Below are 17380 nucleotides of genomic sequence, written 5' to 3'. Positions count from 1 at the left end.
CGGACGTTTGCGGTGCGGCGACGGTGGGCACGAACAGCGGTGTCAGCAGCGCTGGCCCCGTCATCTCGACCGAAAGGCGTGCTCATGTCTGGTGTCATCACCCTGATCAAGGACGACCACAGGAAACTGGAAGCCGTGTTCAAGCAGCTCGAGTCAGCCGAGCCCTCGGACACCCCGCCCTTGCTGCGGCAGGTCCAGGAACTGTTGGTTCCGCATTCCAAGGCCGAGGAGAAGGTGGTGTACCCCGCCATCAAGTCCACGGCGCCCGACGAAGAGGCGGATGTGGACGACGGAATCGCGGAGCACCACCACGTGGAGGAGACCTTGGAACAGCTGCTCGCCACCGATCCGGAAGAGCCCGGTCTGGACGGGCTGATCGCGGCGATGATCGGCGAGGTACGCCACCACGTCGAGGAGGAGGAGAACGAGATCCTTCCCAAGTTCGCACGGGAGGCCAGCAACCAGCAGCTCAGCGAACTCGGCGAAGCCTTCACGCAGGCCAAGGACCAGGAACTCGCGCGGCTTCGCCAGGACAACACGGGCACGGATGGCTCGTCAGGACTGTCTGGGTGACCGACGGATGGCGTGCTCCCAGGCGAGCAGTCCGGCCGTCCACTGGTCCACCCGGTCTGAACCCGACCGGGTGGACCTCTGGTCATCGAGTTGGCGCGGGGTGACGATGGGCTCATGGCAGCACAAGCAGCGCTCGAGCACGAGCTGGTGGACCGGCCCACCTGTTGGTGTTGCGGCAACACGTTCGACGAGGCGGAACTGAGCCGGCTGGGGTCCCACCCAGAGGTGGGGGTGTGCGCCGGGTGCGCGCAGTGGCTGCACCGGCGCGCCCGTTCCGCAACCGAGACCGGCCGCCGCAACCCCGGCTCTGTCCTTCGTCGCGCGGTCGCGGCGGTCCGGGGTCGGGTGATGCGTGCCGGCGCGCAGGACTGGCCTGTCATCGGGTCGCTGCTGCGCCGTCTCCACCGTCACCTCCCTTGATGTTCTGCGACGTCCCGTGAGCGCGGGGGAGGGCGCCCGGGAAGACGACGCGGCCGCGGGGGCGGACCGGGGCGCCATCGTCGCGGACCTGACCGGGTGCCGCGACGACCTGCACCGCCTGCTTGCGACTGCGACCCCTGGCCGGCTGGGCGCGCGGACCACCGGGACCAGGTGGAGCAACGAGCAGCTGCTGTTCCACATGGTGTTTGGCTTCCTGGTCGTGCGTCGACTCCTGCCGCTGGTGCGGCTGATGGCGGTGCTGCCGCCATGGGTGGGTCGCGGCTTCGCCCGGCTGCTGGACGCTGGCCGGGTGCCGTTCCACTGGGTGAACTACGCCGGTTCCTGCGGCGGCGCACTCGTGTTCAACCACGCCCGGATGGGCCGACTGTGCGACCACACCATCAACCACCTGGTCGCCAGCCTCGAGCGGGAACCAGCACGGCGGCTGGGTCGGGGGATGCCATTCCCGACCAGCTGGGACCCGTACTTCCAGCCCTTCATGACACTGGCCGAGGTGTACGCCTACCCGGGGCTGCACTACAGGCACCACCGCGCCCAGCTCACGCTGCGGGCGCGCTGACGGCGGATGGGTGCCAGCCCGCTGGTGAAACAAAGTCCGGCGCGAAGCACTCGGTCAGCGACGGCCCCCTCAGCTCCCCTCAGGACGCCGGCCACGGTCCTACGGAGCCACGTTCGATGAGCTCGGTCGGCAACCGTCGATGCGCCACCGCCCCCCCTGCTCCCTCAATGCGTGACAACAGCAGGCGGCACGCTGCCACCCCGATCTCGTAGGTCGGCTGGGCGACGACCGTCAACGCCGGGCTGACCAGGTCAGCCCACTCGGTGTCATCGAAGCCGAGCAGGGACACGTCCTCCGGGCAACGAATCCCCGCGCGCGCTATGGCGTGGAACGCCCCGAGCGACTGCATGGCATCGAAGGCGAGGATCGCCGTGGGCCGGTCCTCCAAGGCGAGCAGTCTGGCCGTCTCAGCCTCGCCGTCCTCGCGCCGGTAGCCACCGGAGGAGATCAGCTCCGGTCGGATTTGGACACCGGCCGCTGTCATCGCGTCGCGGAACCCGGCCGCGCGGGCGCCGACCGTCGTTGCCGAAGCCCGCTCGACGCCCTTCATGTCGGGGCGCAGCATGCGTTCAAGCATCGCGTGCGTTCCACCGGTGAGGATCGCGATGTCGCGGTGGCCATGGGCCAACAGGTGCTCGGTGGCAGCTCGCGCAGCCTTGCGGTTGTCGATACCGACCGTGTCGGCTTGCAGGCCCGCCACGCTCCGGTCCAGCAGGACCACAGGGATGCCAGCTGCAATGACGTCGCGGAGGTGGGACCTGTCGCCACCGTCTGCGGGGCACACGACCAGGCCGTCGACGCGTCGCTCGGTCATCACCCTGACCGCGGTCTCCTCCTTGTCGAGCTCCTCGTCGGTGTTGGCCAGCAGCACCTCGAACCCCTGGGCCCGCGCCGTGTCGGCGATGCCGCGCAGTGAGCGACGGAAGAAGGGATTCTCGATATCGGACATCACGACGCCGAGGGTGCGCGTCGACCCGGTGATCATGCTGCGCGCGAGGCTGTTGGCTCGATAACCAAGCTGTTCCGCCGCGGCCAAGACGCGTTCCCGGGTGCTCTCGCGCACCGAGCCGTAGCCGCCGAGCGCCCTGGCCGCGGTGGCAGTGGAGACTCCCGCTTCACGCGCGACATCCGGCACCGTGGCGATGCCGCGCGGTTCAACGCTTCTGCTCAACGTGCTCCTTCAAATGCGTGTCGTACCAACGGTTTTGGCGGTCTGCCGAGCATTTCGGTATGCCGGTCGCTCCCGGCGAGCGCGCGGGTCCCGGGTGACCCGTCGGCGGCTCACGCCCGCCGAGTTCCTGGCCTGACCCTAGCCGGTGTCGGCCTGCTTCGCCGCACCGGATCTGACCAGTTTCCGGGAACCCTCTTGACAGCAGCCCATCAGATTGAGAACGTTCTCACTCATCAGGTTGAGAACGTTATCAAAGCGAGTCACTCGCGGATTGGAACCAGGAGCACCGATGACCGAAACCCTTCCCCTCAAGCCGATCGACGCCGACATCGTCGACAAGCTGACGGCCACCGTCGCGGAGCGTGCTGCGATCGCGACCGTGGTACGCGACGTCGTGGAGCGCGGGCTGCGCAACGTGTACTTCGTCGGTGCCGGCGGCTCGATCATCTGCAGCTACCCGGCCCACTACCTGCTCCAGCAGAAGGCGTCGTTCCCGGCCTTCCAGCTGCAGAGCGACGAGCTCAACACCTCGGTCCCGGCCATCATGGGTCCGGGCTCGCTCGTCGTGCTGGCCTCCTACACCGGCACCACCAAGGAGACGGTGGCCGCCGCCAAGACCGCCAAGGCCACGGGCGCGACGGTCATCGCGGCCGCCAAGGCCGGCAGCCCGCTCGCCGAGGCGGTCGACGCCGCGTTCACCGGCAAGAGCGACCTGTTCGAGCTGGTCGTCGCCTTCGAGCTGCTGGCCGCCACCGGCGCTGAGCTGGACACCGATGCGGTCGACCAGGCCCTGGTGGCGCTGCCCACCGCGGTCCGGCACGCGGTCGAGCAGGCTGAGCCGGAGCTCGCCGGCATCGCCGAGGCGTTCAAGGACGAGCCGATCACGTACGTCCTGGGGTCCGGACCCAGTTTCGGCTGGGCCTACGGCCTGGCCATGTGCTTCCTGCAGGAGATGCAGTGGAAGCACGCGGCGGCCTTCAACTCCGGCGAGTTCTTCCAGGGAGCGTTCGAGATGGTCGACGACGACACCGCGGTCCTGTTGTGGGTCGGTGACGACGCCTCGCGGCCCATGGGGGAGCGGGCCAAGAGCTTCCTCGACCAGTACTGCAAGAAGGCCCAGTACGTCGACGTGCGCGACCTCGAGCTGCCCGGCATCCCCGAGTCCGTCCGTGGCGAGGTCTCGCCGATCGTCGTGGGAGCGCTGGCCAACCGGCTCGCCCAGCACTACGAGTCGGTCCGCGGTCACGACCTCGAGACGCGTCGGTACATGTTCAAGGTCGAGTACTGAGCATGACCCCTGACCTGCTCAACTTCGACCCGGCGCGCTACCTGCGCATCCAGTCGGGTGCCGTCGGCCTGGCCGAGCAGATCGATGCCGTGGCGGCTGACGCCCTCGGCTCCGGCGTGACCAACGTGGTCTTCGCCGGGGCCGGCGGCGCGGGCATCCTCATGCAGCCCGCGGCCGCCCTGCTCCGCGACCGTTCGACCTTCCGCGCGGACGTCGTGCTGCCGGCCGAGCTCGTCCTGACGGGCTCCGCCACGGTGGGTCGGGACACCTTGGTGGTCATCCCGTCGCTGTCCGGAACCACCGCCGAGAGCATTGCGGCCCTCGAGTTCGTCAAGGCTGCCGGCGCACGGGTGCTGGTCCTCACCGGCCACCCCGACACCCCGCTGGGCATCAAGGCCGACGTCAGCCTGGTGAACTTCGCCGAGGACGACACGTCCTGCGAGTCGTTCTACCTCCAGTCGCTCCTGCTGTCGCTGTCGATCCTGGCGCGCACGGGCGGGCTCGAGGACCACGCAGGGGTCGTCGCCGAGCTGGTGCGCCTGCCCGAGCTCCTCCTCGACGCCAAGGGCGCCTTCGAACCGCGAGCGCACTCGCTCGCCGAGGCGATCGCGGCGGACCCGTGGCACATCGTCACCGGGTCGGGCACCACGTGGCCCGAGGCCTTCTACTACGGCATGTGCATCCTGGAGGAGATGCAGTGGATCCGGACGCGTCCGGTCCACGCCTCCGACTTCTTCCACGGCACGCTCGAGCTGGTCGAAGCTGACGTCAGCGTGCTCCTCCTCAAGGGCGAGGACGCCACCCGACCCGTCGCCGACCGGGTCGAGCGCTTCGTCTCCGGACTGACCGAGAAGCTGCTCGTCCTCGACACGGCCGATGTGGAGCTGCCCGGGATCTCGCAGACCACCCGCGCCCTCGTGTCTCCGGTGATCCTGTCCGCCCTGCTGGAGCGGGTGAGCGCTCACCTCGAGGTGCTGCGCGACCACCCCCTGTCTACCCGTCGCTACTACCGCCGCATGGCGTACTGAAGGACGGCCTCATGAACGTCACCCTGCTCACCCTCGGCGACAACGTCGTCGACCGGTACCTCGAACGGGGGGTGCTCTACCCCGGGGGGAACGCGGTCAACGTGGCCGTGCACGGGCGTCGGTGCGGCGCCGGCGCGGCATACATCGGTGCGGTTGGCACCGACCTCGCCGGGCGCGCCGTCCTCGACGCGCTGGTGGCCGAGGGGGTGGACACCTCGATGCTGAGGATCGTCGAGGGCCCCAACGCCTCGGCGGACGTGCGCGTCGTCGATGGAAACCGCGTGTTCGACCACGGGGACCCGGGGGTGTCGAGGTTCGTGCTGACACCGGCGGACTTCGCAGCCGTCGCAGCGGCGACCATCGTGCACACTGGTGAGTGCTCCATGGTCGAAGACCAGCTGGCCGACGTCTCCGCAGCTGCATCGCGGCTATCGTTCGACTTCTCCGAGCGCCCGCACGCCTACATCGCCGAGTACGCACCGCTCGTCGACATCGCCATCCGCTCAATGCCTTTCGCAACTGTCGACGACGCGGTCCACGAGGCCCGGCGCATTCGGGACCTCGGCCCGAGCCTCGTCGCGGTCACGATGGGCGCCGGCGGGGCGGTGGCGCTCCAGGGTGAGCTGGTCGTGCATGCCCAGGCGCCAGCCACTCCCGTCGTCGACACCCTCGGAGCCGGGGACGCCTTCATCGGCCGACTTCTCACCGGCCTCATCGGCGACACGCCGCTCGCGACGCTCCTCGGCGCCGCGACGGCATACGCCTCAAGCACCTGCGCCACCTTCGGCGCCTTCGGGTACGAGACCTCACTCGAGGGACTCACTGCACCGCTCAACCCCATCCACAAAGGAGTGGACCTCACATGAAGCACACCACGCGCAGCGCATCCTTCGCCGTGCTCGCCACCGCGACCGCGGTGGCCCTGGCCGCCTGCGGCGCGCCCGGGACGGCCAACCCTGGTGCAGGAGGAGCCAGCAGCCAGAGCCTCACGGCACCAGCCGAGAAGTCCGGAACCATCACCATGGTCACCAAGTTCGCCGACCCCAAGTACGCCCCGTACTTCGAGAGCGTGACCAAGGCCTATGAACAGACCAACCCCAAGGTCACCATCAAGCTCGAGCAGGTCGGCGACCAGCCCTACAAGGACAAGATCCGAGTGCTGTCGGCGTCCAAGCAGCTGCCCGACATCTACTTCTCGTGGGCCGGTGACTTCGCCAACAAGTTCGTCCGTGCCGGTCTGGCCGCCGACCTGACCTCGGTCATCGGGCCTGACACCGAGTGGGGCAAGACCTTCTCGCCGGCCGCCCTCAAGGCGTTCGAGACCAAGGGCAAGAACTTCGGTGTGCCGATCGACCTCGACGCGAAGTACCTGGCCTACAACAAGGCAGCCTTCACCAAGGCCGGGATCAGCGGCGCTCCGGCGTCGCTCGAGGAGCTCCTGGGGGACTGCGACAAGCTGAGGACGGCGGGTTACACACCCATCGCCTTCGGCAACCAGTACGGCTGGCCGGCGATCCACTACATCACCCAGCTCAACGCGTACAACGTCGCACCAGACACCCTCGCCAAGGACTACGACCCGGCCACGGGTGCGTTCACCGATCCCGGCTACACCAAGGCGGTCGACCAGTTCAAGGACATCGTCACGCACTGCTCCAGCAAGGACGCGAACGGTGTCTCGCACGAGGCCGGGCAGGCGAACTTCCTCAACGGCAAGGCCGCCATGCACTACCTGGAGTCGGTCGAGTTCCAGGTGCTGACCGCCAAGGGGGGTGCGTCGAAGGAGCTCGCCGACAACTGGGACTTCATGCGGCTGCCCGCACCCCAGGGCGCGGCCGGTGACGCCGGAGCCCTGACCGGTGCGCCGGACGGGTTCATGGTCAACGCCCAGAGCAAGAACGCGGCGCTTGCCGTGGACGTCCTCAAGTTCATGACCACCCAGCAGAATGCCGCGAAGCTCACGGCTGACATCGGCTGGCTGAGTCCCGTCCAGGGCTCGGCGACCTCGGCGAACTCGTTCCCGCAGCTCCAGTCAGCACTCGCCGACATCAGCAAGGCCAACCAGTTCGCGATCTGGCTCGACACGGTGACCAACGCGGAGGTGGCCAACGCCTACCTCTCCGGGATCGAAGGTGTCATCTCCGGCTCGAAGACGAGCAAGGACGTCATGACCGGCGTCCAGGAGGCCGCCGCCAAGGCCAAGAAGCAGGCTGGCTGACCTCACACCCTGGTGGGGCGGGCGGATCATGGGACCTGCCCGCCCCGCCGACCAAGGACCACCCGGTCCGACCTCGACACGGTCGGTCAGCGTCGACCGACCAACGCCCACCCGAGGAGGGCATGACATATGAGCACCACGTTGATGCGATGGCGGTCGCTGGCCTGGGTCCTGCCCGCACTGGTCCTGCTGCTGGTCTTCGTCTACTACCCCATCGTCGACAACCTGCGGCTGAGCCTGTTCTCCTGGAACGCGTTCTCGGTAGCGCCGACCTTCGTCGGGCTCGACAACTACCGCACGGCGTTCCACGACCCGATCTTCTGGACGGCGCTGCGGAACAACACGGTGTTCGCGATCGTGTCGCTGGTTTTCCAGGTCGGGTTCTCGCTCGTCCTGGCGGCCCTGCTCGAGGAGTTCGTGCACGAACGACTGCGTGGCATCCTCCGCACGATCTACTTCATCCCCGCCGTCATCTCGATCACGGTCGCGGGCATCCTCTTCTCGTTCCTCTACAACCCCGAGATCGGGCTCGTGAACCGCCTGCTCGGAGCAGTGGGGCTGGAGAGCTGGCAGCACTCGTGGCTCGGGGAGCCGGGCACCGCCATGGGCAGCATCATCGCGATGAGCCAGTGGCAGTCCATCGGCTACACCGCGATCTTGTTCGTCGTCGGAATCCAGCGGATCCCCAAGGAGTTCCACGAGGCTGCGAAGGTCGATGGCGCTGGCCCGATCCGGAGATTCTTCTCGGTGACCGTGCCCATGGTCCGCGAGATGACGACGCTCATCATCATCCTCACCGTCTCCGGAGCCTTCCTCGTGTTCAACGAGGTGATGGTCATGACCGCAGGTGGGCCCTCGAACTCCAGCCAGGTGTTGGGCACCTGGCTCTACCGCAACGCCTTCCTCAACGACGACATGGGATATGCGTCCGCCATCGCCACGGTCATCTTCGTGATCACGCTTGCGATCGGCGCCGTCCAGATCGTCGTCAGCCGCCGACGGAGGATCCAATGGTGATGTCCGCCTCCAGCCCCACACCCACCCCCACCCGCCAGAAGGCGGCACGTCCGACCCTGGCCCCGTCGGCGAACACCCCGGCAGTCGCGAGGTCGGCGCGGGCAGCGCGTCGCATCGGGGCCCGAGCAACGCGCCTGGCAGTGTGGCTCGGGCTCGCACTGCTCGTCGTCGCCGTCCTCTATCCCTTGCTGTGGATGGTCTTCAGCAGCTTCAAGAGCAACCAAGAGGTCTTCGCGAGCCCATGGGGCCTTCCGGGCGAGCTGCGCTGGGGCAACTTCGGCAGGGCCGGCAGCGCAGGAGTCGTGCGCTACTTCGTCAACAGCGTTCTGGTGACGTCCGCCTCGATCCTCACCACCGTCCTCTTCAGCGCCTGGGCGGCCTATGGGCTCGTGCGGCTGCGCGTCCCCTTCGGGGGGACGATCCTCGGGCTCCTGCTCGGCGGGCTCATGCTCGCACCGACCGTGGCCCTCATCCCCCTCTTCGGCCTGCTGCAGCAGCTGCACATCTACGACAGCTACTGGGCGCTCATCGTCCTCTACACCGCGTTCCGCATTCCCTTCACGACCTTCCTGATCCGGGCGTACATGATCGACATCCCCCCAGAGGTCGATGAGGCTGCCACGTTGGACGGGTGCTCGCCCACGCAGGCCTTCTGGCAGGTCATCCTGCCGATGTGTCGACCGATCCTCGTCTCCGCGGCCCTGCTCCAGGCCCTCTTCGCGTGGAACGAGTTCGTGTTCGCGCTGGTCTTCATCAGCACCGGCGACCTCAAGACGCTGCCCGTGGGACTGATGGACATGCAGAGCCGACTGCTCACCGACTGGCCCGTCCAGTTCGCCGGGCTGACCATGGCCGCACTGCCCATGATCGTCCTGTTCCTCATCGGTCAGCGCCAGTTCCTCAGGGGGCTGACCGACGGCATCGGCAAGTAGCGTCCCCGACACCCCGCGTGCCGTACCGCGTGGTCCTGCGGCACAAGCGTGTGCGAGCTCAGCGGGTCCCGGGTGCCGTCACCGGTCTCGCCTTCGACCCTTGGAGGGCCGGGAGGTGCAGCGAGAAGCGGCACCCGTCCGTGGTGTTGACGACAGAGACCGTTCCGCCGTGGGCCTTTGCGACACCGGCCACGATGGCCAGCCCGAGACCCGCGCCACCGCCGTCCCCGGGGGTCCGTGCCTCGGTTCCTCGGAACCCGGTCTCGAAGATGCGCGCGGCCAGACCTTCGGGGATACCGCCGCACTGGTCCTGCACCGTGACCAGGACACTTCCGGGCCCGTGTGTCGTGACGGTCGTCTCCACCTCGCCGCCGGACGGCGTGTGCCGGATCCCGTTGACCACCAGGTTCGCCACCGCACGCTGGATCTCGGTCGCGGCTACTGTGGCCCGCACTCCCGGGGTGGCCGACCCGGTGAGCCGAACGTCGCGGGCGCGGGCGAGCGGAACCAAGCCGGCCACCGTGTCCGAGACGAGGTCACCCACGTCGATGTCGCTCATCGTCAGGCCCGGGTCGTCGGCCTGGAGGCGGGACAGCGCGAGCAGGGCATCGACCAGGTCGTCCATGCGCATCACCGAGTCGCGCACCATCGCCATGGCGGTGGGGACATCCGCGGCCACCCCGTCCTCGACCGCCTCGCTGATGGCGCGGATTCCGGCCAGCGGGGTCCGTAGGTCGTGCGAGACCCAGGCGACGAGCTCGCGCCGGTCGGACTCCGAGCGGGCCTCGTGCTCCCTCTGCATTCGCTCTGCGGTGGCGGCCCGGTCGGCGGCGATGACCCGTCGGGCGACGAGGCCGCCCAGGCCGGCGGCGACCGGGACGGCCGCGAGCAGCACGAGGAGGACGGTGGTGGAGTCCTCGGGGCGCAGGAACATGGCACGTGAGCTCGCATAGACCCCGGCGGCGACGGAGATGACGACGACGACCGGTGCGGCGACCGCGGCCGCGCCCAGCGATCGCCGGGTGAGGGCCACCACCACGGCAACCCCTGCCAGCCCGACGGCGAGCGCGACGGCAGCCGACAGCCCTACCGCCGAGAGCTGGGCGGAGCTCATCGGGCGTCCGGGTCTGTGCGGTCCCACCGGTAGCCGACACCGAAGACCGTGACGAGGCGTTGCGGAGTGGAGGGCTCGTCCTCGACCTTCTCGCGCAACCGGCGGACGTGGACGGTGACGGTCGACTTGTCGCCGAACTCCCACTCCCAGACGTCGCGGATGAGCTCCTCGCGCCGGTGCACGATCCCCGGGTGTCGCAGGAACCAGTCGAGGAGGGCGAACTCGCGTGTCGTCAGCGCCAGCGGCGAGCCTGCCCGCGTAACCACGTGCGCGAGCCGGTCAAGGACGAGGTCGCCGTCGGTGACCCGTGCCGGGAGCGGGGCGGCCCTGTCGTCGGGCCGGTCGGCCGCGGACTGGCCAGCGGCCCTGCGGACGATCGCCTGCACGCGGAGGACGAGCTCGCGCGGACTGAATGGCTTCGTCACGTAGTCGTCCGCGCCGAGCTCGAGGCCCTCGATCCGGTCGGTCTCCCCGCCCCGCGCCGTGAGCATCACGACGGGGACCTGTGGCTGGTCACGGCGCAGCCGTCGGCAGACCTCGAGCCCGTCCATCCCGGGGAGCATGAGGTCCAGCACGACGACGTCCGGCGCGGTACGGGCGGCGAGGTCGAGCGCGGTCACCCCGTCGGAGGCGCGGTGCACGTCGAACCCGGCACGGGCCAGGTACGCACCGACGACGTCGCCCACGGTCGGGTCATCATCGACGACGAGGGCGCTGACCATGGTTCGAGGATAGGTGCACCCCCACCGTCGGGCGTCACCCTGGAGGGCGCTCGTCAGGACCTCGTAAGGAGGGCGTAACCGCCACGTCATGGCATGTCGGTGCAGTGGCCCGCTTGACTCGACCCAGAGCCGCCACCGTGGCGGTGGGAAGTGAGGAAGTTCCATGAATCGCAAGGCATTCCGCATCGTCGGTGCGATCGCGACGGGTGGCGTCGCGGTGCTGGGCCTGGGGCCGGCGGCATACGCGTCCGGGGTCTCCGGACCGGCGATCTATGTGGACCACGTCCTCTACCGGACGGTGGCGACACCAACCGAGCTGTCCGGGACAGGGGCGCCCGCGCAGAGCTGGGACACCATCTACAACTTCTTCGGCGCGCAGCCCAGCGTGGCCACCGCGGCGCCCGGCGACCCGGGCTTCAACGGCGGCCGGTGGCAGGTGCACAAGGTCTCCACTCCGGACGGGTATGGAGCTGCGCTGGCAGCCGGAGACCTCGACGGCAACGGCGTCCTGGACTCGGCCTCGGAGATCCGGGCAGCCTTGGCGTCCGGCGCCCTCGTCGACGACGGCATCGTGAAGTACTTCGTCTGCACCCTGAACAAGGTGCCCGCCCGCCGCTGAGCGAAGCGCCGCTGGTGCAGCCCGCGTGGCCGTCCCGGTTCACCGCCCAGGCGAACCGGGACGGCTCCGCCATTCCCCCGTCCGCTCAACACTCGGTATGCCGTGTGGGCAGCTATGCGAGTTGGGGCTTGGTCAGGATCGCCCGTTCGTCTGCGGCGTCCACCACGGCACCGATCCTGGCGTACGTCGCCAGTGCGGCTTCGTGCTGGGCGCGGGCCCGATCCAGGTCGCCCCCTGACTCGTAGATGCGTCCGAGCAGCGAGGAGACCCGGGCCGCCTCGTACGTCAGGTCGATCTCGGTGAAGAGCCGGTGCGCGTTGCGTGCCGCCCTCTCGGCGTCGGCGAGGTCGTCCTGGGCGAGGAGGACCGCGGCCTCGCCGGCGTCGGCGACCGCCCGCAGGGCGGGTGTCCCGTGGTGCGACGCGATCTCGGCCAGTTCGGCCGCGGCCGTCCGCGCCGTCGGGAGATCGTCAAGCATCAGGGCGACCTCGAGCTGAGTGGGAAGCAGCTTCGCTCGCTCCAGTGCACCCAGGCCCTGGCTGCCGAGCATCCGCCGCAGGCCTGTGGCGGCGGCCCCCGGGCGACCCCGCTGGACGAGCGCCCGGGCGAGACCTGGTTGCGGCGTCACGCCCATCTCCTCCGCCTGACGGAAGGCATCCTCCGCCGCGTCGAGCTCGCCCAGCTTGAGCCTGACTTCGCCCAGCTCCCGGAAGGCGAGCGCGGAGAAGGTCAGGTTGAAGGAGCCCAGCTCTGTCGTGGCGGTCAGAGCCTCGTCCGCCGCCTCGGCCAGGAACCCTCGCAAGCGGAGGATCTCGGCCCGGTGGACCCGGCAGACACCGGGGAAGCCGTTGATGGCCTGCCGGTTGCACCATCGCGTGGCTGCCTCGGTCCACCGACCCGCGGCCTGCCAGTCGGCGACCTGTGCGTTGACCGCGATCATCATGCAGTAGATCATTCCGGTCGCGCGGGCACCCAGGTCGCCGGCCACGGCGCCTTGCGTCGCCTCCTCCACCATGCGAAGGCCCCGGTCGGGGTCGTCGGAGTACACCAGGCCGATGCCGTGGAACGCATGTCCCAGTGCGTACAGGTCCTTGTCGCCATGTCGTGCGCCCAGGTCCTCAGCCTTCTTGGCACATTCGACCACCGCACCGAGGTCGCCGATGTCGCGCGCGGCGATGCTCCGCGCGAAGCTGAGCCACCCGTGCTCGGCGTTCTCGGGCTGTCCCTCGAGCAGCCGAGCAGCGTTCTGCAGCCACGCCGTGGCCGTGCCGCGCTCACCGAGGTCGCCGTAGTGCTGGGCGAGGTCGATCGCCACGTGAGCCGCCCGGCTCGGGTTGCCCTGCTTCCGGTGCGTCTCGTAGGCGCGCTCACGAAGCGCCATGCAGTGGCGCATCTTGCCGATCCACCAGGCGCACTCGGCCATCTGGTCGAGCTCGTCGGGACCGAGCGGCGCGACAGCATCCGCCGCCGCGAAGAGCTGAAACGCCTCGCCCCATGCGTAGCGCGACACGGCGTCGCTGGCCTCGGGAAGCGTCGAGGGCTCGGTCATGATGTCAGTGTCCAAGAAAGTCGGGCTCGTCGCTACGAATCCGTGACGTCACAATGGGGGCGTGGCCCCCATCCCGGCTCCGCGAGACGTCGACCCACCCGAGCGACGTCCGGTCATCCTGGCTGTCGACGACGACCCGGACGCCATCGAGCTCCTGGGCCAAGAGCTGAACGACCGTTACGGCCGCGCGTACCAGATACGGACCGCCCGCGCGGCGACCTCGGCGCTGAACCAGCTGACCGCTCTGCGGGAGGCAGGGGAGCGGGTGGCCCTGGTCCTGTCCGACCAGTGGCTGCCCGACGGCACGGGGTGCGAGCTCCTGGCCCAGGCCAGGGAGCTCTTCCCCCACTCCCGCCGGCTCCTCCTGATCTCGTGGGGCGAGTGGGCGATGGATGCCACAGCCCACCCGCTGCGCCGAGGCATCGGCCTCGGGCAGATCGACTACTACGCCATCAAGCCGTGGCGGGCAGCCGACGAGCTGTTCCACCGGACGGTGACCGAGAACCTCCACGAGTGGGTCGGCTCAGACGCGTCGCTGTCGCGGGAGCTGTCGATCGTCGCCGAGGCAGGCAACGCCCGCGCCTCAGAGCTGCGCAGCCTGCTCAGCCGAAACCGGGTGCCTTTCGTCTTCCACCCGACAGGGTCGCCAGCGGGCAGGCTGATCCTCGACGAGGTCGGCGAGGCCGACGCCGCCGTTCCCGTCGTCGTCCAGCGCAACGGGCGGGTTCTGGTCGACCCGACCAACATCGAGATCGCCGAAGCGTATGGCGCGCGCACCCGCCTGCAAGGCTCCCGTGAGTACGACGTCACCGTCGTGGGCGCCGGGCCCTCCGGGCTCGCCGCGGCCGTGTACGCCTCGTCGGAAGGGTTGCGCACCCTGGTGATCGAACGCGAGACGATCGGCGGGCAGGCCGGGTCGAGCTCACTGATCCGCAACTACCTCGGCTTCCAGCGTGGAGTCACGGGTGCCGACCTCGCCACCCGGGCGCACCAGCAAGCGTGGGTGTTCGGGACGACGTTCTTACAGATGTGCCAGACCCAGGAGATCCGCAGCGACGCCGACCGGCTGTACCTGACCACGTCGAACTGTGCGGAGATCGCGACTGGCGCCGTCGTCCTCGCCATGGGGGTCAGCTACCGCCGGCTGGGCATCCCATCCCTCGACGAGCTGGTCGGACGGGGCGTCTTCTATGGTGCCTCCGCCTCGGAGGCGGAACGGTTCACCGGACGGACCGTCTTCGTCGTGGGGGCCGGCAACTCGGCCGGACAGGCGGCCGTCCACCTGGCCGCGCACGCGCGCAAGGTGACCATCCTGGTGCGACGCACCACGCTCGCCGAAACGATGTCGCGCTACCTCATCGAGGAGATCGAGGGACAGCTCAACATCGACGTTCGCTACCGAACCGAGATCGTCGACGGGACGGGCGACGGAGAACTCGAGAGCCTCACCCTGCAGGACTCCGGGCGAGGTGCCATCGAGACAGTGCCGGCCGATGCTGTCTTCATCCTGATCGGTGCGAAGCCGCACACGGACTGGCTGCCCGAACAGGTCGCCCGCGACCGCTACGGCTTCGTCGTGACGGGGGCCGCAAGCAACGGCTGGTCGCCAGCCCGAGCGCCCTTCGTGTTCGAGTCGTCGATGCCGGGGGTCTTCGCGGTGGGCGACGTGCGTTCGGGGTCAGTCAAGCGCGTGGCATCTGCCGCCGGAGAAGGGTCCGTCGCGATCCAGGAGGTGCATGAGTACCTGCAACAGGTGGACTCTGCAGGGGGTTGACAGCTGCTCACCTCATCCAGAAGCGGTGTGTGTGACGGGGCTGGTACCGCCGTCGCGGTTCGCGTCGCGGGCTGGGGCACCACGGCGCCCATGGGCAAGGCAGGATGGGCGCGGTAGTCGGGCGCCCGCTCGGGGCGACCGTTCGTCGAGCGGTGAGGAAGACTGGTGGCGGGACGGCACGCACACCCCCACGCGCACGCCAGCGGACTGAACACGTCACCCAAGGTGCTCCTCGCGGTGGCAGTCGTGCTCTGCGCGGTCGCGCTGGCGATGGTCTGGCTCTGGCCGGACAGCACCGCGGCTGTGGCCGGCGCCCCGGACACCCAGCAGGTCAACGGTGTCGTCACGACGATGGACGTCGAGCCCTGCCCGCCCGCCACGGACCAGCTGCAGCAGTCACAACCCCCAGCGGCGACCACCTTGCCGTGCGGCAGCGCCCAGGTGCGGCTGACGACGGGTGACCAGGCCGGCAACACGTTCACGGTCCCGCTGCCGACCGGCGTCGGGTCACCCACGGTCCACGTCGGTGACAAGGCGGTCCTGACCTACTCGCCCGGCAACGACGCGGCTTCCCGCTACGCGATCATCGACCACGAGCGAGGCACCCAGCTGTGGGCGCTCCTCGCGGCGTTCGTCCTGGCGGTGCTGGCCTTCGGACGGTGGCGCGGTCTCACCGCGCTGCTCGGGCTGGGCTTCACCTTCACCGTCATCCTCGGGTTCGTGATCCCGGCGATCCTCGACAGCAAACCGCCGTTGCCGGTGGCCATCGTCGGCTGTTCGGCGATCGTGCTGGTCGTCCTCTACCTCACCCACGGGTTGGGACGGACGACCACGGTGGCGCTCGCGGGGACCTTGGCGAGCCTGCTGCTGACGGGACTCCTCTCGACATTGGCCGTCGGGGCCATGAGTCTCTCCGGCGCGGGCGACGAGAGCTCGTTCATCGTCGGCCAGTCCCACGGGGTCGACCTGCGGGGGCTGCTCCTCGCCGGCATCCTGATCGGCTCCCTGGGCGTCCTCGACGACGTCACCGTCACCCAGGCGGTGACGGTGGAGGAGCTCGCCCGGGCCAACCCGGAGCTGGGTGGCAAGCAGCTGTATGCCGCCGCGACGCGAGTCGGGCGGGCCCACATCGCGTCGGTCATCAACACCATCGTGTTGGCCTACGCGGGCGCGTCCCTGCCGCTGCTCGTGCTCATCGTCGCCCTCGACGACCCCCTCGGCCAGGTGCTGTCCGACCAGCTCGTCGCGACCGAGCTGGTCCGTAGTGCTGTCGGCACCATCGGCCTCATCGCGGCGGTCCCCATCACGACCGCCGCCGCGGCATACGTCGCCCGCTCGCGCCGGACACCTGCGTGAGGCTTGGTCCGCTGCGGTGACGACCGGGTCCAGCTCGCGCGGGACGCCTTGAGGGCTGGTGTATGACGCGGACCGCTGGTCAGCCGCGACCACGCCTCCCGCACGGCGTAGGGCCAGTTGAGCGCAATCGAAGCCCGCGCCTCTCCCTGATCTCCCGTCATGCGCGCCCTGGGTGGGGGTCTTCAGTACGTGCCACGACCGGGCGCCAGCACCTGCACGAGAGATGGGCTGGCGAGCCGGACCGGGCACGACATCGCAGGTCCATCAGCGGGTGCCCGACAGGGAGCCCCGGGAGGAGAACCCATCATGTTGCAAGCGAAGTCAGCACGAACCGGTGACCACACGGCAGGCAGGGTGCGCAAGAGGTTCACGACGCGCGTCGTGGCCATCGTCGCGGCGGCCACCGTCGCAACCACTGGTCCGCTCCTCGTGGGCTCCGCGCAGGCCGCCTCACCTCACGCGGGTGCAGCGAAGGCGGCCCACTCGACGACGAGCGCGGGCAAGGCCTGGAGCTACCAGGGGACGTGGACCGACAAGAAGGGCCGGACCGGGGCCGCCACGGTGGACATCGTGCCGCAGAAGTTCTGGAGCTCCGGCGACAAGCTGATGATGCGCAGTGCCGTCACGACCACGCTGCAGGGCGCCCGTGGCTCGGTGCCGCACACCAAGACGATGAACCTGCCGGTGCAGCAGGCGACCACCGGCGCCATGGGCGCCGGCGTGATGGCCGCAAGCTGCGACATCCTGAACCTGGTGCTCGGCCCACTGGACCTGAACCTCTTGGGGCTTGAGGTCCACCTCGACCAGGTGGTGCTCGACATCATTGCCACGACCGGGGCGGGCAACCTCCTGGGCAACCTTCTCTGCGCGGTCGCCGGCCTCCTCGACGGCGGCGGTCCGCTCGGCCAGATCGCGGGCCTGTTGAACCAGATCCTCGCCATCCTCAACGGACTGGGGGTCTGAGCGCTCCAGCCTCGAACCCTCGCTGGCAGTGGCGCCCTGCGCGCGACGAGCGGCGC

General features: G+C 69.3%; 16 protein-coding genes. 12 read left to right on the top strand and 4 right to left on the bottom strand.

All coding sequences use genetic code 11. The features are described 5' to 3' along the window. Nucleotides 1-84 precede the first annotated feature (84 nt). Nucleotides 85-573 (top strand): hemerythrin domain-containing protein, encoded by a 489-nt coding sequence (locus AC1DWJ_RS07855; protein WP_477620460.1) that lies wholly within the window; start codon nucleotides 85-87, stop codon nucleotides 571-573. A gap of 436 nt (nucleotides 574-1009) precedes the next feature. Beyond that, nucleotides 1010-1573: a DinB family protein gene (locus AC1DWJ_RS07850; protein ID WP_477620459.1), complete on the top strand. Its 564-nt coding sequence runs from the start codon at nucleotides 1010-1012 to the stop codon at nucleotides 1571-1573. Between the two features lie 79 nt (nucleotides 1574-1652). On the opposite strand, the gene AC1DWJ_RS07845 is transcribed toward AC1DWJ_RS07850, so the two are convergent. Then, nucleotides 1653-2744: a LacI family DNA-binding transcriptional regulator gene (locus AC1DWJ_RS07845; RefSeq protein ID WP_457254597.1), complete on the bottom strand. Its 1092-nt coding sequence runs from the start codon at nucleotides 2742-2744 to the stop codon at nucleotides 1653-1655. 289 nt (nucleotides 2745-3033) lie between these two features. Between AC1DWJ_RS07845 and AC1DWJ_RS07840 the strand changes: the two genes are divergently transcribed. From AC1DWJ_RS07840 to AC1DWJ_RS07815, 6 genes are all read left to right on the top strand, one after another. Beyond that, nucleotides 3034-4032 (top strand): SIS domain-containing protein, encoded by a 999-nt coding sequence (locus AC1DWJ_RS07840; RefSeq protein ID WP_477620458.1) that lies wholly within the window; start codon nucleotides 3034-3036, stop codon nucleotides 4030-4032. Nucleotides 4033-4034: 2 nt separating this feature from the next. Continuing rightward, entirely contained in the window at nucleotides 4035-5060 is a 1026-nt protein-coding gene (locus AC1DWJ_RS07835) for an SIS domain-containing protein (protein WP_477620457.1), read from the top strand. A gap of 11 nt (nucleotides 5061-5071) precedes the next feature. Beyond that, on the top strand, nucleotides 5072-5926 hold the full coding sequence (locus AC1DWJ_RS07830) for a PfkB family carbohydrate kinase (protein WP_457254594.1): 855 nt from the start codon (nucleotides 5072-5074) through the stop codon (nucleotides 5924-5926). Next, entirely contained in the window at nucleotides 5923-7278 is a 1356-nt protein-coding gene (locus AC1DWJ_RS07825) for an ABC transporter substrate-binding protein (protein ID WP_477620456.1), read from the top strand. The genes AC1DWJ_RS07830 and AC1DWJ_RS07825 overlap by 4 nt, the downstream gene beginning before the upstream one ends. Nucleotides 7279-7407: 129 nt before the next feature. After that, entirely contained in the window at nucleotides 7408-8295 is an 888-nt protein-coding gene (locus tag AC1DWJ_RS07820) for a carbohydrate ABC transporter permease (RefSeq protein ID WP_457254592.1), read from the top strand. After that, nucleotides 8295-9227, top strand: a complete 933-nt coding sequence (locus AC1DWJ_RS07815) for a carbohydrate ABC transporter permease (RefSeq protein ID WP_477620455.1) — start codon at nucleotides 8295-8297, stop codon at nucleotides 9225-9227. Before AC1DWJ_RS07820 ends, AC1DWJ_RS07815 begins: the two co-directional genes overlap by 1 nt. 58 nt (nucleotides 9228-9285) lie before the next feature. On the opposite strand, the gene AC1DWJ_RS07810 is transcribed toward AC1DWJ_RS07815, so the two are convergent. Beyond that, on the bottom strand, nucleotides 9286-10341 hold the full coding sequence (locus tag AC1DWJ_RS07810; protein WP_477620454.1) for a sensor histidine kinase: 1056 nt from the start codon (nucleotides 10339-10341) through the stop codon (nucleotides 9286-9288). After that, nucleotides 10338-11063, bottom strand: a complete 726-nt coding sequence (locus AC1DWJ_RS07805; RefSeq protein WP_477620453.1) for a response regulator transcription factor — start codon at nucleotides 11061-11063, stop codon at nucleotides 10338-10340. Before AC1DWJ_RS07805 ends, AC1DWJ_RS07810 begins: the two co-directional genes overlap by 4 nt. A 163-nt stretch (nucleotides 11064-11226) precedes the next feature. Between AC1DWJ_RS07805 and AC1DWJ_RS07800 the strand changes: the two genes are divergently transcribed. Beyond that, nucleotides 11227-11682 carry a hypothetical protein gene (locus AC1DWJ_RS07800; protein WP_477620452.1) on the top strand — a complete coding sequence of 152 codons (456 nt, stop codon included), beginning with the start codon at nucleotides 11227-11229 and terminating at the stop codon, nucleotides 11680-11682. A gap of 112 nt (nucleotides 11683-11794) precedes the next feature. Here AC1DWJ_RS07800 and AC1DWJ_RS07795 read toward each other — a convergent pair whose 3' ends face one another. Beyond that, on the bottom strand, nucleotides 11795-13231 hold the full coding sequence (locus AC1DWJ_RS07795; RefSeq protein WP_477620451.1) for a tetratricopeptide repeat protein: 1437 nt from the start codon (nucleotides 13229-13231) through the stop codon (nucleotides 11795-11797). A 61-nt stretch (nucleotides 13232-13292) separates the two neighbouring features. On the opposite strand from AC1DWJ_RS07795, the gene AC1DWJ_RS07790 reads away from it, so the two are divergent. The 3 genes from AC1DWJ_RS07790 to AC1DWJ_RS07780 all read left to right on the top strand — a co-directional run bounded on the left by AC1DWJ_RS07790 (nucleotide 13293) and on the right by AC1DWJ_RS07780 (nucleotide 17324). Further along, on the top strand, nucleotides 13293-15005 hold the full coding sequence (locus tag AC1DWJ_RS07790; protein ID WP_477620450.1) for an NAD(P)/FAD-dependent oxidoreductase: 1713 nt from the start codon (nucleotides 13293-13295) through the stop codon (nucleotides 15003-15005). 165 nt (nucleotides 15006-15170) lie between these two features. After that, a complete protein-coding gene (locus AC1DWJ_RS07785; protein WP_477620449.1) occupies nucleotides 15171-16361 on the top strand; it encodes a YibE/F family protein in 1191 nt (396 codons plus the stop codon). 306 nt (nucleotides 16362-16667) lie between these two features. Next, nucleotides 16668-17324, top strand: coding sequence for an ABC transporter substrate-binding protein (locus AC1DWJ_RS07780; RefSeq protein ID WP_477620448.1), 657 nt, complete (start codon nucleotides 16668-16670; stop codon nucleotides 17322-17324). The last annotated feature ends 56 nt before the right edge of the window (nucleotides 17325-17380 follow it).

This window comes from Pedococcus sp. P2_D7, from assembly GCF_056404295.1.
The sequence above is the reverse complement of the archived record's forward strand: the minus strand, read 5'-3'. Positions and strand labels throughout refer to the sequence as shown.

Coding starts and splice junctions, on each gene's coding strand:
- AC1DWJ_RS07855 (WP_477620460.1), top strand. CDS start 85: ATGTCTGGTGTCATCACCCTGATCAAGGACGACCACAGGAAACTGGAA.
- AC1DWJ_RS07840 (WP_477620458.1), top strand. CDS start 3,034: ATGACCGAAACCCTTCCCCTCAAGCCGATCGACGCCGACATCGTCGAC.
- AC1DWJ_RS07835 (WP_477620457.1), top strand. CDS start 4,035: ATGACCCCTGACCTGCTCAACTTCGACCCGGCGCGCTACCTGCGCATC.
- AC1DWJ_RS07830 (WP_457254594.1), top strand. CDS start 5,072: ATGAACGTCACCCTGCTCACCCTCGGCGACAACGTCGTCGACCGGTAC.
- AC1DWJ_RS07825 (WP_477620456.1), top strand. CDS start 5,923: ATGAAGCACACCACGCGCAGCGCATCCTTCGCCGTGCTCGCCACCGCG.
- AC1DWJ_RS07820 (WP_457254592.1), top strand. CDS start 7,408: ATGAGCACCACGTTGATGCGATGGCGGTCGCTGGCCTGGGTCCTGCCC.
- AC1DWJ_RS07815 (WP_477620455.1), top strand. CDS start 8,295: ATGTCCGCCTCCAGCCCCACACCCACCCCCACCCGCCAGAAGGCGGCA.
- AC1DWJ_RS07810 (WP_477620454.1), bottom strand. CDS start 10,341: ATGAGCTCCGCCCAGCTCTCGGCGGTAGGGCTGTCGGCTGCCGTCGCG.
- AC1DWJ_RS07805 (WP_477620453.1), bottom strand. CDS start 11,063: ATGGTCAGCGCCCTCGTCGTCGATGATGACCCGACCGTGGGCGACGTC.
- AC1DWJ_RS07800 (WP_477620452.1), top strand. CDS start 11,227: ATGAATCGCAAGGCATTCCGCATCGTCGGTGCGATCGCGACGGGTGGC.
- AC1DWJ_RS07795 (WP_477620451.1), bottom strand. CDS start 13,231: ATGACCGAGCCCTCGACGCTTCCCGAGGCCAGCGACGCCGTGTCGCGC.
- AC1DWJ_RS07780 (WP_477620448.1), top strand. CDS start 16,668: ATGTTGCAAGCGAAGTCAGCACGAACCGGTGACCACACGGCAGGCAGG.